The sequence below is a fragment of the Pseudomonas sp. NFXW11 genome, from assembly GCF_049887815.1.
GTDB lineage: Bacteria > Pseudomonadota > Gammaproteobacteria > Pseudomonadales > Pseudomonadaceae > Aquipseudomonas.
In genome coordinates, this window is the sequence record NZ_JAGEKI010000016.1 from 84,287 (window position 1) to 99,898 (window position 15,612).

The following is a 15,612-nucleotide window of genomic DNA, read 5'->3' on the forward strand; positions in this document are numbered from 1 at the left end:
TTTTCAACTGCCCATAGTCGCCATGGTACGGCCGTTCAGTCGAAGCTCCCACCCGAGATTCCAGCCACGTGGAAGCGTCAATGCACCTCTGTGAATAGCAAGCATCACGGCCTCGCCACGACGACTGTTTTCCCCTCTGGTAACGGTGCTGCCATCAAGCCAGTGATATCGAACAGTGGCAGACTCGCTGCCACCAATAAGCTGGAGGAATTTACGCGATGGCACGGCGGGTGTGAGCGATGCGAAATACGCCGATGTAGGCTCAGCTCGAACACAAATTGCCATCTGCCCGTCAGGAGATTCTGGGGCGACTTGGTTGGCTGTGAACCCCACATAGGATTGATAAGGGGGCTGCCGGGGATCATGTGATCGAAGGTGAGCAAGCAGCTCAACGACGGTCGCCGCACCATTGAGCTCAATTACGCATTGAACATCTAGAAATACCAAACCCTGACTTTCTGGTCGGAACCCCTGTAGCGATCCATTTTTCAAGGCGGCGATCAGGCCTGAAAGTAGTTGCTGGCCGTTCTTAGGTGTCGAGCAACTGTTAGGGTTATAGATGCGCAGCGCGTCCTCGATCGCGTACAGATCCTCTCGGCGCATAGGCCGATGTAAGGCGGTGTTAAGTACAAAGCGCCCCAAATTGGCCCAACGGCCGGTTGGGGAATTCACTCGTTGCCTGAAGTTTTCTGCGACGCGTTCTTCCAGCAACTGCACAACGTCCGTTGTTAGAGGCAAGCAGATCAGCGCGAGCGCCTCATCAGCTTTGTCCCGCATGGCTGGCGTGACCAAACCTTGCTTAGCCAGTTCCTGCCATTGCGATTGGAGAACCCGAGGGAAATATTCAGGAGGCTCGACTTCCTCGACAGAGAGCTGAGAACCATCGTCCTTAAGAGCTGCATCTAGCGCTTCTTGTGCGACTTTTGCCGTGGCGGAATTTTTTCCAGCAGCACGATCGACAATCCGAGAAAGAATGGCTAGACGCGATACGTGCTTACACTCGCTTAGAACCTCCCCAATCGCGACGTGCGAAGCAAGACGCTCCCATAGCTCCACAGGTTTGCGCCTGGACAGAATATCCAAGACTGCGGCAGCGAGATCCGACTGATTCTGGGGAAGCATGGAAAACGCGAGCCGAGCCATTTGGGCTAAATAATCATCCCGATGACCGACTAACCACAGCAACATCGCTGCAGCGCTATCCCTTCGCTCCCATGAAGGGTGATCTAGCGACCAAAGCAGCAAATCGAATAGTGCTTCCGATGCACTCGCTGTGGAGCTTCCTAGGTAATCGAACCCCTGGATTGAGGATTGTCCAACCATATGGCCCACGTGTTCGATCGCAATTTCGAGTAAGGCGCTTTGCTGCTCCGCGTCTAACTTACAGGCCACCTTGTCGATCAGGTGTGACGCTATCAACCAACGTGGCGCATGGCGCTCCTCTAAAGCTAGGGGGCCATAGAGCCTTGCTACAGCGTCAGCCTCTTGAATCTCTGCTTGTATCATCTCCTCCGCGGGAGAGCCTGTGTGATTGCTCGTCCAGATAGACCAACCGCCTTCCTGCAACGTCCGCAATACGTTGACAGCTGCCTGAACGGCGGCTGATGTATTACCACGACGCTTTAGGGCAACTGCCGACTGCAAGTCGAGACGCGCTTGCTCGTCAACCGACAAGCTTCCGAACACTCCCGGGTGGTGCAGCATTTCCTCAACGGACTTTGCACCAGGCCACTCGGCTTTTGGCGTCGTCTCAGAGTCGACCGGAGACGACTCTTCAGTTGAAGATGAGGGAGCCGAGTCAGCCACAACCTGCTCAAAGAGGTCTAATTCTGCCGGTCCCTTTATGGACGCGTATAGCTCCTCAAAAGCGGGCTTGTGCGTCGCGGGTAAGGAGGACACCAAGCCCTTCAGCAGACTGCGGCCGCTCTCCGGATTTATCCCTTGCGAAATGATGCAGATTCGACGCTCTGCCCAGACGAGCTCATCGGTGCCCTCTGCCATTGAACCGATCAAGTGGGCAAATTGCTTCCCCCAGTCCGTCAGGTGGCGGTCATCCCCATTCAAAAAGACTTCAAGGAGAGCCCAACGCAGCCTCCAATCAACAGCGACCGGAACTTCCTCCAGCAATGCAAGCAAAGCAGCCTGCTCTTCAAGCGCCCCGCCAGGGAAATGCATACCAGATAGTGGTGCGACTCTGTCCAAGCCCCCTGCTATCGCTTGGGCATACAGTTGAGACAGCGTCCCGCACGTTTGATGCTTGAAATAACCAACAGCCTGACTGTAAAGCGATCGCCGACACAGTTGCCCAATGAAGGTTCCTTTGTCCGCTCGCACATAGCGTTGAAAAGTCATCTCACCGCTAGCACGCTCCAGGTACGACGCAATTTGTACTAACGAGCCAGTAGGTACCGGCGTGTCCGCAGGCAATGCCCCTAAGGTGCTGGACATCAATGACAGCTGATCCTCCTTGTACCAGCTGGGGCCCATCGAACAACGCAATACCGCCTGGTAAGTTCTCGCAGCCTCCTCCTGTGCGTCCAAGTGCGCCAGCAAAGGGACGATGCTCAACAGCTCAGGAATGAGCTCGTAGCGGTTTTCCACGTTTGCTTGAACATAGTCGCGCCAACGGAGCACAAGCTCGAACAATGCATCCTCTGTCGCAGGTTCCAATGCCGCCGTTACGAACTCCGTCACAACCAAGGCAAGGACCAGACGAAATCCTTCGTTGTACAACCCCAGCTGATCTGCAAACCCGCTATCCAGTAGTTTTATAAGTCGACAGGCCTCTTGGGGGAGGCAGTCCAGCAAAAGCTGGGCTAAGCGCTGGAATATTAGAGGGAAAATAGTCTCCGGTATGGCATAAGCCTCTTGCCACTGGACACGAACGCTCAAAGGACGAGTAGTGACTGGCAATACCTGATCTGACAGGAACGCCCATACTCGGCCAAGCGTCACTTCATCTGCGTTTGCTTTCGCCCTTCGGGCGGTACCGTCCGCCCAGGCGACGGCAGCAGCCAGCGAGACCAGCCAAGCCTCCCAGTCGTTGTTTGGATCAGGGGTAATTGTCGGTTGCGCCAGGTTTTCATCAAAGAAGGCGGCAGCCCGCCAGAGCTCATACGAATCCTGGAAGCCTTGGATATCCGGCTGCGCTCGATTGGATGAATACATAACGAGTGGCGGTGGTTGAGCAACATCGGCCCCTCCACACCTACGTATCAAGTCCAATGACGCTCCGGTCTCGATTAGCGTGTTGAGCACGACAAATCTCAATTCAGCGGGTTGCTCGAGACGCTCACTGACCTCTTCGAGATCCTTCAGCAGCAACGCAACTACAGACGAAGGCAAACGCATCTGATGAATCTGCGTACTTGCCTGAGCATGGGTAAGGATGCCGAGCAAAATTGACAGGAGCGAATCCGCTGGAGCAGCAGCAAGAGGCAGTTGTGCAACGGGGGTATACACTCCGCTTAAGCATAATCTGGCCCCATAAAAGCTACCGACCAGGCTGGAGACAATGTCAGCTGAATCGCCCTCGCCAAAAACTTCAGGGGCAGATCTAATCTGCCGTATTGCCGCCGCTAATACCCGGGCTACCGGTGGTGTTCCACCAGCTGCGTGCTCCAGAGCAAAGCCATGAAGACGTTTCATTATGGTTCGGAGAAGCAGACCGGACTCGATGCTTCCTGTCGCTGCAAACTGCTCGAAAACTGAATCCAGAGACAGTTGGACTTTATCCAGAAGCAGTAGCGCTTGTTCAGCGTTGCCCATCCGAATCAAGACATGGGCGACAGCATAGGCCTCAAACGGAGAGGCGATCAGGCGCCCGTTACGGATCACATGACGCAGAGCCTGGTCAGTTTGGCCCAGCGCACACAAGGCTTGAGCAACTCGCTCTGCCGCTTGAGCAAACAAGATCCCGTAGCGGAAAGTCAGGCGCTGCGACAACAGCAGCAAGCGAATCGTATCCTGAGCAGAACCGATCCGCGTCGCTGAGGCGAGCGTCGCTTCAATATCTCCGAGCAGCACATCTGGCACAGCCCCGAGTATCACTGAGGTGTCCACCCAGGCCTGCTGGCATTGTTTGATCGCTTGCAACTGCGCGTCGGCGCCACCCAGCAACCCGTGATACACCCGATTCAACTGCCCATAGTCGCCGCTTTGTGCCAAGCAGCAGAATGCTGCCAAGCGCTCATGCAGCGATTCATTTATTGTCGAGGTTTTGTACTCGATAAACTCCGAGAACGAGGAGTGGTAAATCTCAGTGCTGTCCGCTTCAGAGAGAAGATGACGGATCCGGGTGAGTGTAGGGACATAGACTGCGCTCTCTGCCGGTTGCAGCATCACGGTGAGGTCTTTGGTAGGAACTCCCCAGCGCAGCCGGGCCAATATGCCCAACAGATTGATCGCGTCTTGGTCAGGCAGTAGCTGCCCCCACAAGCTTTCGTAGTAGTCCCGAATACTGCCGCTGAACGCCGGCATTTGGGCGATCTCGGCTTCGCTGGCACCGTTGTTAGCCAGGTCTGCTAAGTAACGCAGGTACAGCGGATGCCCCTTCGCCCGGTCACACAACAGTGAAACGAGACTTGAGGTCACCAGCTCCTGGTCTAGCAGGTCTATGCATAGCTCTTTTTGGACATCCGCCTCCAGAGCAGGGAGCGTCAACCGTACGGCCGCCTGCAACACGGGGCCAATGCTCCCGGCATGGGCAGTGAGGCCTGCACCAGTGACTACGATAATCAATCCGCTGGGCACAGATGGCGGGAGTAGCGCCACTAGACGTTGAATAGCCTCAGATCCTGCGCCGGTGGCTTCATTCAGGCCGTCGATGAAGATCAACCCAACTTTACCAGCCGCTGCGCAACGTTTGGCCAGGTCATGGATTCGCTTATGGCTGGCCCGGATTAGCTCCGGATATGAGAGCTCCTGTAAACGAGCCGGTTTCCCACTGACCTCGTTCGACCATAGCGTATTGACCCAGTCATAGAACACCTCTGGCTGGGCCTGATGCGCGGGTGTAATCCCCCGTCCGCGCTCAGAGAGCGCATACACCCCTAAGACTTCGACCGATTCACTGACAGGCTCATACTGTTTGCAAAAGGTCGACTTACCGATGCCATGCGCCCCTTCCAGGAGCAGATACCCTTGCTGAAGTGAGGTCAGGCGCTCTTCAAACAGCTGATCAAACTCCGGACGTGTGCCAAAGAGCTCGCCAGGCGTTACGTCCTCTTCGACCTTGTTCAGAACTCCATTGGTTTCAAGAAACGAGCGCAGCTGGAACGCACTGATGGCACCGACGGCAGTATCGAGACTAACCCGTAACAGCCCACGGCACTCCCCGTCGACCACAAGGGCCGCTCCGGAGAGACCGCTATAATTCGTAAGATGAGTTTCTGGGCTTACCGTGAGATCCAGATCCACGCCGTGAGTGAGCTCATCCAACGTTTGCTGGATCAGACCATTGAGGGCGTGTCCTAGGTCGAGTTTGTGTACGGCATAGCCAAAAGCGGACCATTTCTCGCCTGGCCGAGGGAGCTTGGTATTAATCGTGAGAGGCTCGACTTGAACAGCTTCAGGCAAGCGCAGTAAGCAAACGTCCAGTCCTTCAGCTTGGGCATGAAGCTCAGCGGTGTACTGCGCCGCGGCCGCTCCAGTACTGAATTGAACTGTAAGGGCATCACCTGATTCAACAGCCGCGTCAACACAGTGAAAAGCGGTTAGTACGAGTGTGGGGGTGACGAGCCAACCGGTGCCCACTTCATGGACATTGGTCACCCTGCATGTCGCTTGTTTGACTGCTTCATCCGTCACAGTTGACGTCTCCTAGTTGAATCCATTCATCGTTGACGACATGAACACTGAACCGAGCCCCAGCTTTCGACGAATAGCTCCGCATCCGTTGGACGGCCTCAGTTTCGTAATTGAAATAGAGCTTGCGCTCAAAGTCCGCTGGCCGATCAACGATCGCTGCCAGAACCTCAAAATCTGGGTGTGCGTGCCGTAAACCATTGGTGGAAATGAGGTAGCAAGGCGCATCAATTAGCGTGAGAAGCGCTGGGCTAGTGTTATGAATGCTTCCATGATGGGCGATTTTGATGGCACTGAAAATTAGCTGCTCGGCGTCCGGGCTACGCCGTTTCAATTCGGCGTACACATCCTCTGCCCATGCATCACCCAGCAACAGCACACGCGCCAACCCAGCGCTGAGAATCAAGGCAATAGAGCTGCCGTTGGCCACTGAAGTATCCGGGGAATAAACTTCGGCAAGCGTGAGATCGCGGCGCGCAGAAATGGGCCGAACGCTCGGCACAGTGGGCTGTTGCGCTGAATGGCTACACAACATCTCGTATGCATCATCAACCAGGTCATCACTAACCGGCTTGCCTCTGTAACCCAGCCGGCGAATTACCCTCAACCATAGTGCTCGAAGTGCTTCCAGCCGCTCGAGAGTTGGCCCTAGAACATCAAGTCGTACCTGGCTGGGTAACGAGTAGGTAGCACAGTTGCTGTCGATAGAGCAGGAACCATCACCATGATTCCAAAGGTAACCATGTGTCCTCAGGAGCTTGGCCAAGGAGCTTCCTTGCGCAGCCCCGATAGGGTTCGGGGCAAGCCCTGACGGCACAGGGAAGCCGCGGCGCTTGATGGCCTCAAGCACGCCAGCATTAGCAGGCGAACTAAGCTGGTCGGGCGTGCTTGGCAATGACCGAAGGCTGTTATGCCAAACCGCGTCAATCTCAATCAATCGGCGTTGGGGGCCACTGTTGGCGGTGAACAGCGCCTGCAAGCCTCCAATGTGATCTGCGTCGATATGCGTGCAAACCACCAGTTTGAGGGACTCTCCCCGCACCGCCAGCTCAGCCAACTCCTCCGCGATATAAGTAGCGTACGTAGAGGCATAGCCGGCATCGATCAGTATGTACTGATCATTTGCGTTGATCAGAAACGCGTCGCCGTTCTTGGCGGGGTACATTTTCAGTTTAATCATGCGACTGCATTGACCGGATTAGCGGCACGCAACTCCTTTTGCTGCTCAGGGCACATTTGCTGCACAAAGCGTGACACCTTATTCCTTGCAGGGGCTAGCCGGAAGCAGGATATCCACTGATTGCGGGCGAAGCGATCATTTTAGAAAAGGCCGGAGAAATTCCGGTGATGCTGGGCCTGGCTCCTGCGTAGGAATAGCGTCCCTTCTTGTAGTGAACGGCACTCAGTGACGTCTATCCCCCCTGAATCGTCCCTGCTTTCGTAGATGCTTTTGAGCGTCTGCTTTTGGCTGTGGATTCAACCGGTGGACGCAACACATTGGCTGAATCTCTGAGCTGGCGTCTCATAGTTTAGTGTCTCTCGTGGACGTTGATTCAGCATCCTGGCTACATCGTTGAGCTGCTCCTGCGAGTAGATTGAGATGTCGATACCTTTCGGAAAATACTGTCTCAGGAGGCCATTGGTATTTTCATTGGTCCCTCGTTGCCAAGGGTTTTGAGGGTCGCAGAAGTACACCTGGATATCTGTGGCCAGCGTAAACCGAGCATGTGCCGCCACCTCTTTCCCTCTGTCCCAAGTCAATGTTTTATAGAGTTCGTGAGGGAGCAGACGGGCATTTTCGATCAGCGCGCCTACGACTGAGACCGTGTCTTTGCTGGCGACTTTAACCAGCATAACGTAGCGCGTCTGCCGTTCGACTAGCGTTGCGATCTGGCTGTTCTTGCTACTGAACAGCAGATCACCTTCCCAATGCCCAGGGACTGCCCGGTCTGCGATCGACGCGGGACGCTCACTGATTGAAACGGTGTCGATTATCTTGCCGTGATTATCCGTTTTTTGCGTGTGATGCCTCGATCTACGCATAGCTCGGGAACGCCTCAGATGCGCCAAAAGCTCCTTCTTGAGAGCCCCGCGGGCCTGAATATAGAGAGTTCGATAGATCGTTTCGTGTGACACGTGATTGCTCATGTCGTCGGGATATTCGCGCTTCAGCCAACCCGCTATTTGTTCAGGAGACCACAGCAATCTCAGCTTGCTGGCGACGATTTGCGCAATGACCGGGTTCATCGCTAGCTTGCACAGCTTCGGGCGGCGAGCACGATCCCACGCAGCCTGATCCGCAATATTGGCCCTGTAAGACTTTAAATCGCCATTTCGCTTGATCTCACGGCTAATGGTAGATGGTGCCCGTCCAAGCGTGCCCGCAATACTTCGAATGGAACGCCCAGCAACCAACGATCGCGATATTTCTTCACGCTCCGAGTTGCTGAGTGCCAAGCGGGAACGACGTCGCGGAGCAGGTCGAATGCCGCCAGTTTCCGCCAAAATCTGCTGGATCGAAGAGTGATTGCGATCAAACAGCCGGGCAATGGTTTGGAGAGAGTCTCCCGCACGCCAACGATCCCACATCAGGGCCTTCTGCGTTTCGGTGTAGTAGATCCGAGGCCGTTGCTTCATAAGAAACACTCCTCTTACTGGGTTACCTTTAGACCGTTGCGTCCACCGGTTGAATCCACAGCCGATTGCTGCCGGTCGCGAGGGGGCGATTTAGACCCAAAGCGAACGCTCTCATTAGGGATGATCAGATGTGAAGACCTACCAGCATTTCATCAGGGTTCATGGTCGCGTAACCGTGACCTGCGTCCAGTTTTAGCCGGCATCTGGGAGGTAGCTGGCGGTTCTGTGGCTAGTTGCACGGGACGCCCTGCACCAGAGCGTTTACCGCCCCATTGCCCCCGCACTTTTTCTCGACATCGGTACCACCCCTCGGCCCGTATGAGCATTGGCCAAATCAGAAGCGGATGGCCCTGCAGGTGCCGATTGATTTGTCGGTAAATCTGACATGCCTTGGGCGGCAGTCCGTCAGGGCTGTGCAGTAGATCAAGCAGCATGCTAACTGCGTTTCCATCGTTGAGTTCTTGCTGCCGCTCACCAAGCAATCGCCACAGCAGAGGACGGCGTTCGGTCAGCCAGATAACTCTATCCTGTTCGGGGAACAGCACGACGGGCGTGAAGAGCCCTTCATGGAACTCGGTCACTTCCTTGGTCAGGATGCGATTTACTTCCTTATCGAACCGTTCTCTCTGGCGAACACCTGACTTGTAGCGCGCGGCAGCTGCCTGCGTTCCGACTTCGTCCTGAAGCGGAGCATTCGGTGCATGGTGTGCACAGAGCTTTCTTCCTGTCAGTGGTTGTCGCCAGCACAAATTGCAAAAGCTGAAAAGGTCAATTTGGGATCCGTCTTCTGCACGAATCATACCCTGAGCCGGGATTTGCAATTGCGCACACATGCTAAGGAAGTACGTCACCTCGATGACTGTAGGGAAGATGTATTCCCTTGGAGGAAGCGTGGTGTGGGCATGTATTAACTGCACAGCCTTCGTCACCTCAAGCAAACGATGGTCGTTGGTCTCGCAAACAGCAAATCCCAGCGAAGCGTAAATCCCCCAAATGCCGTTCCACGTCGGTGCCCGCTGCTTATAAAGCAAATGGCAGTGCTCGGGAGGGATCAGGGGTTGCAGATACTGCCTGATCAGTCGCAGCGCGATAGTAGGCGTCACTGCTTCATCAGCGGCGTGCAGCCGAATCGCCCAGAGGGCAACAGCTACCTCCTCGTAAGCGAGCGAGCTGAGAAATTCATCGTCTAGGTAAAGAGGCAAATCAAGTGTCCAATCTGGCTAGTAGTTAAGCATCTGCCTAGTCCCTAGCATGCGGCATCGGGATATTACAGCTCAGGCAAGGGGATAACGGTGGAAACGATGACACTCATCGAGGTGAGCCAGATTCTCAGGATTTCTGAGCATACGGCGCGCAACCGGCTGAGCATGGGCTTGCCGATGCCTCCATCGTTCCGTGTCGGCCGCCGCCGTTTATTTCTCAAGCAGGAGGTAGAGCGGTGGCTTGCAGCCCAGGCTGGCGTATCGAATCACCGCAGCAGTTGAGCTTCACAGAGGGAGTCAGGTTATCGATTAGGTCGTACAGGTAAACAAAAACTGTGGACGCAAAAAAGGCCCGAAGCAGCAACTCCAAGCCTTTTTCTAGATGACATAAGCACCTTCAACGCTTGTGAATTCTCAGCGTCCTTCTATCGGCTGTCAAGGCCGAGGGGCAGGTATTGCCTGCCGTTCAGCGCCCCACTCACGGGGTACGAAGGAGTATGGATGAGAGTCCGGATTGAACCGCGCCTCCTGCGCGAAGCAGTGCGCTTGCACTATGGTACAAGTTTATCAACGCGCGAAATTGCTCATAGCACTGGGCTTTCACGCAACAGCCTCAAGCGCTTACAACGCCACTTGGAGAGCATTGATCTGGACTTGGGCCAGCTTGCCGAGTGGAGTGACGAACAGCTTTATGATCATTTGGGGATCAAGCCATTCAGCGGCTTTCGCTTGAAAGCTTGCCCCGACTGGAACTGGGTGCATGCGGAGATGCGCAACCCCAGCGTCACCTTGGAACTGCTATGGCGTGAATGGCGGGCTACCGAGCCAGGCGGCATAGCCTATTCGCAATTCACGTCCAGCTATCGCCGCTTCCTACAGCAGCAGCCATTGGCAATGCGTCAGTTGCATCAGCCTGGCGACAAGCTCTTTTTGGATTTCTCAGGCAAGACCATGCCGGTCTATCTGGACGGTCAATCAGAACCTCGGATGGCGCAAATCTTTGTCGGAGTGCTGGGTTACTCCAGCTACACCTTCGCCTGTGCCGTCTGGAGTCAACGGATTGAAGACTGGATGCACTGCCATGTGCAGGCCTTCAATTTCTTCGCAGGTGTACCCCGCCTGCTTATTCCCGACAATCTCAAAGCGGCCGTGATCAAGCATGGCAAGAATGAGGTTCAGCTCAACCTGATCTACCAGCAACTGGCCCAGCATTACCAGACCATCATTTTGCCGGCCCGCCCGCGTAAACCCAAAGACAAAGGCAAGGTGGAGGCCGGAGTGAAACTGGTTCAGCGCTGGCTGCTGGCAGCCCTGCGTCACCGTCACTTCTTCAGCCTGACAGAACTCAATCAGGCCATCTTGGAATTGCTACCGGCATTCAATCAGCGCCCATTCAAGCGACAGCCTGGTTGCAGCCGGCACAGTCTGTTCGTTGAGGGGGAGCAGCCTGCTCTCCAGCCACTGCCAACCCATGCCTATGAGCATGCAGATTGGCGTTTCAAGGTACGGGTGCGCAGTGATTATCTAGTGGAGTACGACAACCACCACTATTCCGTACCGAGCCGATTGGTGCAGCAGCAAGTGGATGTGCGCGCTACGGGCGAGGTCGTGGAGGTCTTCCACAACCATCTGCGTGTCAGCAGTCATCCCCGGCAGTATGTCTCTGGAATCAGCATGCAGCCGGAGCACAGGCCGCTCAACCACCAGTATTACGCCGAGAGTGAGCCCGCCGCATTGCTCGCCTGGGGCGAAAGGGTCGGGCCTGCGCTGCTACGTCACCTGCAATATCACCTGACCGAACGTACCGATGTGGCCAACGGGTACAAGGCTGCCAGCGCTTTGCGTAAAGAGGCTCGTTTACATGGCGATGCCCGACTGGAGGAGGCCTGTGCCTATGCGCTGACCATTAATACCTTCGCCCTGAAAAGCCTGCAATCCATCTTGCGCGAGCAGCCCGACAAGCGTCCTGGTCTGAAAGCTCTGCCCAGCTCAACACCCGCTCACGAGAACCTGCGTGGTGCCCACTACTTTGCTGATGAAAAGGATCGCTCGACATGCTGAATCAGCAGACCCAAAGCAAGCTCCAGCAACTGCAGTTGTCCGGCATGGCCAAGGCCTACCGCGATCAGTTTGAGCAGCCGCGCATGCAGGAACTCCCCTTCGATGATCGCTTAGGCCTGATGGTGGATCGTGAACTCAGCGAGCGCGAGAACCGCAAGCTGTCTCGACTACTGAAGCAGGCGAAACTGCGTTATGCCGCGCACCTGGAGGATCTGGATTACCGCAGCAGTCGCGGCCTGGATAAGCAAGTGATCGCCGGTCTGGCGGGATGCTCCTGGATCGCTCAGCAACAGAACCTGCTGCTGACCGGAGCCACCGGCACAGGTAAGAGTTGGCTCGCCTGCGCATTTGGCAGCCAGGCCTGCCGACAGGGCTACTCTGTGATCTATAAAAGCGCATCGAAACTTTATGAAGAGCTGCAAATCGCCATTGGTGACGGCTCTCTACCTAAGTACCGAACAGCCTTGAGCAAAGCTCACCTGCTTATCCTCGATGATTTCGGGTTGGCACCGGTGGAGCCCACGGTGGGATATACCTTGCTGGATATTGTCGATCAGCGGATGCAGACAGGCTCGCTCATCATTACCAGCCAATTCCCTACTGAGCACTGGCACAGCATGTTCAACGACGCCACGCTGGCCGAGGCCATCCTCGATCGTATCGTCCACCGGTCACACCGAATAGGACTCAAGGGCGACTCACTGCGTAAACAAGCTGCCAAGACGTAATCATCGATAACGAAGGGGCGATGGCCCCTTCGTCATTTAATTGCGGTGACCTGTCGTGAGGGGGAGCAGACAGTTTAGCGCTTGGGTGGTGGGTCAGCATCGTCAGCGTAGAGGGGCACAACCGCTGGAGTGGCTGGGTCAGAATCACCAGCGCGAGTGGGTCAGGATCTTCGGAATAAAGTGTCAGAATCACAAGCCCCTACAGCCAGAACCAGCCGGCCGACAGCGCGGCATAAATCGGGCTCTCCAGCAGCTCCGGGGTGTTAAGCAGTCGCGAATCGCAGAACAACGCCTCGCTACAGGCTTCATAGTTCGCCCGACCCATGATCTGAATCAGCCCCCGCCCCCGGTACTTCTGGCCGTCGCCATCCGCTTCGGGGGTATTGCCCAGGTGCTTGGCCAGGGTGCCGGTGTCGTACTTGCTCAGATACTGATCGCCGCCCAGTTCACGGACCCACTGCAGCTGGCCGGACTCGTGGCCGATCTGCGCAATGAACGCTGCCATCCGCAGCCGGGTGATGATCGCGTACTTGCTCATGGTCGCGTTGAGAGCAGGAACAAAAACGCCGGCTTTAGCGCCGGCGTTGGGGAGTATCTGCAGCAGCTGCTGCGCGGTAATGGTCATGCGTGATTTCTCCAGTGGTGATGGGATTTAGAGCTGCTCGACCCTGAGCGGCTTGGTTGCTTTCTTTTTCTTGCCCTTGGCTTTCGCCTTGCCCTTCTTGCCACCGTTGCACTCGACCGTAGTGCTCCATCCCGACTGGGTAAACACCTGCTCGATTGAGTCCACCAGGTACTCGCCATCGAGGCCGACCTTGAAGCCCTGGGCATTGATCAAGGCCGCGATGTCGCGACCGTCCGCAACAATCCGAAAGCTTGGAGTCATATGCCCCCCATAAACGACAAAGCCCCGCTCAAAGGCGGGGCTCACATTGCATATCGAACACAAGTGTTCAGTCGGTCTCAAAAATCAAATGACTATCAGTGACCTGAAGATAGCTTAGGCAAACGGGGCAATCTATATCCTCTGCCTTGGGCTCAATGCACAGCGCCTGAGCACAGACTGGACAATCACCTACCAACTTCTTTTCTCTAAAGCCAAATATCTTCCAAAGCACTATCAAGAACACACTGAAAGCTATCAGCCAGCCGAAAACAGGAATGAAAGTCAGAAAAACACAGCCTATCACCCCGAATATAAGCCAGCTCGACCGATAATCCAGCTCCTTCCAGAAACCCCGCTGTATAAGCCGGATTTCGCTAACTCTCTCCATAGAAATTATATCTCCAGTTACGCAACTAATTAACTCTTAAAGCGCCCTAAACTCTTGCACCCCAAGCCTATCGCCTGCAGCTCGGTACCAAGAAGTTTAACTCACGAATCAATAGACGCCGCAGGACAGGTCCATTCAATATAATCAAGCTCGTCACCGAGCTCCAGAACCCTCAAGCACCCCTTGAACGGAGGTTTAGTTTGATCAACTGGTCCGGCAAGTGAAACTTTTGACGTGGGTGGACTTTTGATCTCAACCTCACACTCGTGGATTCTTTCACTGACTTTGGTTAACGCCTCGTCAGGAGTCGAACTGTCGTTACCTCCAGACATTACGGCCCAGAACGAGTTCGTGTCGATACCCGCTCTACGGCATTTATCCAGGGGCCCTAAAAACGGGCCAAAAACCTCCCCCTCTTTCATTAAAGCGACAATCTTTTTGTGTTGCGCCGGAAGTGCAGGGCCCTCAGGCAGCTTCTTCATTTCCAGAATTTCCGTGATCGCTTGCTTTAATTTTTCCACATACTTACGAGCATCAACACGTTTAGCGTCATGCTGTGCTAAAACATCAGCGTTATTCCCAACCACGACAAACTCGATATTACTTTTATTTTTGATACGGACCCCTTCCGGGGCGGCCTGCGCCACACCCAACATCCCAGTCCCAACCAATAGCCCTACGAGCATTTTCTTATTCATTCAGTCACATCCCTGCGTAATACTAAAAATAGGCGGCCGAATGCTATCAAAGCATTCACTCTAATCCCACAACGGCACCACGACCTCGGTTATGGCAGGCAACTCCGGCAGCATGATCAGCCCCGAGCCCGGAATGACTGGAGCTCATCGGCCAGCCCTTGGTTGACATCGAGCACCGCTTCGACACTGCCATTCAGGTGCCCGTAATACTGGTGACACAGGGTGTCGAGCAGATCCCCCATCAGACGCTCTGCATGTCGTCGCCATAGCTCACAAACTCCATTGAAAAACCTCGTCTACGAGGGATGCCCCCTAGCTGACCAGCCACCATTGGGAGTTTCTTCTGACCGGTGCCCGGAGCCCAATCGTGGGCCGGGTTTACACCAGAATGAAGTTAACCGGGGTTAAACCCTCTGCCGCTAATGCTGTGACTGAAGCCTGGTCGCCTTAACCTCGCGAATGTGAGCTGACCCGTGCGCAAGAAAACCACAGCCAACCGCGATCTGCCGCCGCGCAAGGCGCACCGTGTCAGAAAGGGCAAGAACGGCCATATTTGGACGGCGTACTACTACGACGGCTGGGACGCCGCTGGCAAACGCAAGGAAATCCCGCTAGGCACCGACCATGATCAGGCCAAGATGGAATGGGCCAGGCTTGAACGCAGACTGCCACCCAAGCCCAACCACCTGATGAACTGCGTATTCGACCGCTACGAAAAAGAGATCATCCCCGGCAAATCGATCCGCACTCAGTCGGACAACCGCAAGGAGCTCAGGAGAACCTTTGAAAACGCGCCTATCGAATCGCTCCCCCAGGTAATAGCCCAATACCGCGATGCCAGAACCGCCAAGGTCCGGGCCAATCGAGAAATCACCCTCTCTCTCACGCATTCAGCATTGCCCGAGAGTGGGGCCTGACCGCCTCTACGCAAGAACACAGCTGGGAACGCCGGCGGACGTGTAGAGCAAGCCGCCCGCCGAAGTCCCCACTAGGAAAGTTTTGCTACGCCAGTCCTTTCAAGCAGGCAATAAAAAACCCCGTAGACGTTAATCTACGGGGTTTTCAAGGGTGGAGGCCGAGGTCGGAATCGAACCGGCGTAGGCGGATTTGCAATCCGCTGCATAACCATTTTGCTACTCGGCCCCAAATGTCCAATGCCTGAAAAACAACACTGCACACGTACAAACTGGAACGGCTTCCGAGATCA

9 protein-coding genes, 1 tRNA gene and 3 pseudogenes are annotated in these 15,612 nt (G+C 55.2%); 4 read left to right on the forward strand and 9 right to left on the reverse strand.

The annotated features are described in order from the left end of the window. Window positions 1-3: 3 nt before the first annotated feature. The 4 genes from avs1b to J4P02_RS22965 all read right to left on the reverse strand — a co-directional run bounded on the left by avs1b (window position 4) and on the right by J4P02_RS22965 (window position 9,644). A complete protein-coding gene (gene avs1b / locus J4P02_RS22950) occupies window positions 4-5,808 on the reverse strand; it encodes an AVAST type 1 anti-phage system protease Avs1b (RefSeq protein ID WP_426194533.1) in 5,805 nt (1,934 codons plus the stop codon). Then, window positions 5,798-6,985 carry an AVAST type 1 anti-phage system MBL fold metallo-hydrolase Avs1a gene (gene avs1a, locus J4P02_RS22955; RefSeq protein WP_426194535.1) on the reverse strand — a complete coding sequence of 396 codons (1,188 nt, stop codon included), beginning with the start codon at window positions 6,983-6,985 and terminating at the stop codon, window positions 5,798-5,800. The genes avs1b and avs1a overlap by 11 nt, the downstream gene beginning before the upstream one ends. A gap of 296 nt (window positions 6,986-7,281) precedes the next feature. Next, window positions 7,282-8,442: an IS30 family transposase gene (locus J4P02_RS22960; protein ID WP_426194537.1), complete on the reverse strand. Its 1,161-nt coding sequence runs from the start codon at window positions 8,440-8,442 to the stop codon at window positions 7,282-7,284. 152 nt (window positions 8,443-8,594) lie between these two features. After that, the gene (locus J4P02_RS22965; protein WP_426194539.1) at window positions 8,595-9,644 is read right to left on the reverse strand and encodes a hypothetical protein; all 1,050 of its coding nucleotides are present in this window, start codon (window positions 9,642-9,644) and stop codon (window positions 8,595-8,597) included. Between the two features lie 99 nt (window positions 9,645-9,743). Between J4P02_RS22965 and J4P02_RS22970 the strand changes: the two genes are divergently transcribed. The 3 genes from J4P02_RS22970 to istB all read left to right on the forward strand — a co-directional run bounded on the left by J4P02_RS22970 (window position 9,744) and on the right by istB (window position 12,433). Further along, the gene (locus J4P02_RS22970; RefSeq protein ID WP_426194541.1) at window positions 9,744-9,926 is read left to right on the forward strand and encodes a helix-turn-helix domain-containing protein; all 183 of its coding nucleotides are present in this window, start codon (window positions 9,744-9,746) and stop codon (window positions 9,924-9,926) included. A gap of 219 nt (window positions 9,927-10,145) precedes the next feature. Beyond that, on the forward strand, window positions 10,146-11,705 hold the full coding sequence (gene istA, locus J4P02_RS22975; RefSeq protein ID WP_426194543.1) for an IS21 family transposase: 1,560 nt from the start codon (window positions 10,146-10,148) through the stop codon (window positions 11,703-11,705). Further along, entirely contained in the window at window positions 11,699-12,433 is a 735-nt protein-coding gene (istB, locus tag J4P02_RS22980; RefSeq protein ID WP_426194545.1) for an IS21-like element helper ATPase IstB, read from the forward strand. Before istA ends, istB begins: the two co-directional genes overlap by 7 nt. A 205-nt stretch (window positions 12,434-12,638) precedes the next feature. Here istB and J4P02_RS22985 read toward each other — a convergent pair. The 4 genes and pseudogenes from J4P02_RS22985 to J4P02_RS23000 form a co-directional block, all read right to left on the reverse strand. Further along, window positions 12,639-13,058 (reverse strand): annotated as a pseudogene (locus J4P02_RS22985) (glycoside hydrolase family 19 protein); the annotation flags it as partial. Window positions 13,059-13,085: 27 nt separating this feature from the next. Further along, window positions 13,086-13,268, reverse strand: a pseudogene (locus J4P02_RS22990) (phage late control D family protein); the annotation flags it as partial. Window positions 13,269-13,808: 540 nt separating this feature from the next. Beyond that, entirely contained in the window at window positions 13,809-14,405 is a 597-nt protein-coding gene (locus tag J4P02_RS22995) for a hypothetical protein (protein ID WP_426194547.1), read from the reverse strand. A 60-nt stretch (window positions 14,406-14,465) separates the two neighbouring features. Then, a pseudogene (locus J4P02_RS23000) lies at window positions 14,466-14,672 on the reverse strand (tail protein X). 206 nt (window positions 14,673-14,878) lie between these two features. Here J4P02_RS23000 and J4P02_RS23005 point away from each other — a divergent pair. Next, window positions 14,879-15,322, forward strand: a complete 444-nt coding sequence (locus J4P02_RS23005) for a hypothetical protein (RefSeq protein WP_426194549.1) — start codon at window positions 14,879-14,881, stop codon at window positions 15,320-15,322. 152 nt (window positions 15,323-15,474) lie between these two features. On the opposite strand, the gene J4P02_RS23010 is transcribed toward J4P02_RS23005, so the two are convergent. Next, a tRNA-Cys gene (locus J4P02_RS23010) sits at window positions 15,475-15,548 on the reverse strand. Window positions 15,549-15,612: the final 64 nt, after the last annotated feature.

Bases quoted from the DNA above. Each gene is read 5' to 3' on its own strand.
- avs1a (WP_426194535.1), bottom strand. From the start codon at position 6,985: ATGATTAAACTGAAAATGTACCCCGCCAAGAACGGCGACGCGTTTCTG.
- J4P02_RS22960 (WP_426194537.1), bottom strand. From the start codon at position 8,442: ATGAAGCAACGGCCTCGGATCTACTACACCGAAACGCAGAAGGCCCTG.
- J4P02_RS22970 (WP_426194541.1), top strand. From the start codon at position 9,744: ATGACACTCATCGAGGTGAGCCAGATTCTCAGGATTTCTGAGCATACG.
- istA (WP_426194543.1), top strand. From the start codon at position 10,146: ATGAGAGTCCGGATTGAACCGCGCCTCCTGCGCGAAGCAGTGCGCTTG.
- istB (WP_426194545.1), top strand. From the start codon at position 11,699: ATGCTGAATCAGCAGACCCAAAGCAAGCTCCAGCAACTGCAGTTGTCC.
- J4P02_RS22995 (WP_426194547.1), bottom strand. From the start codon at position 14,405: ATGAATAAGAAAATGCTCGTAGGGCTATTGGTTGGGACTGGGATGTTG.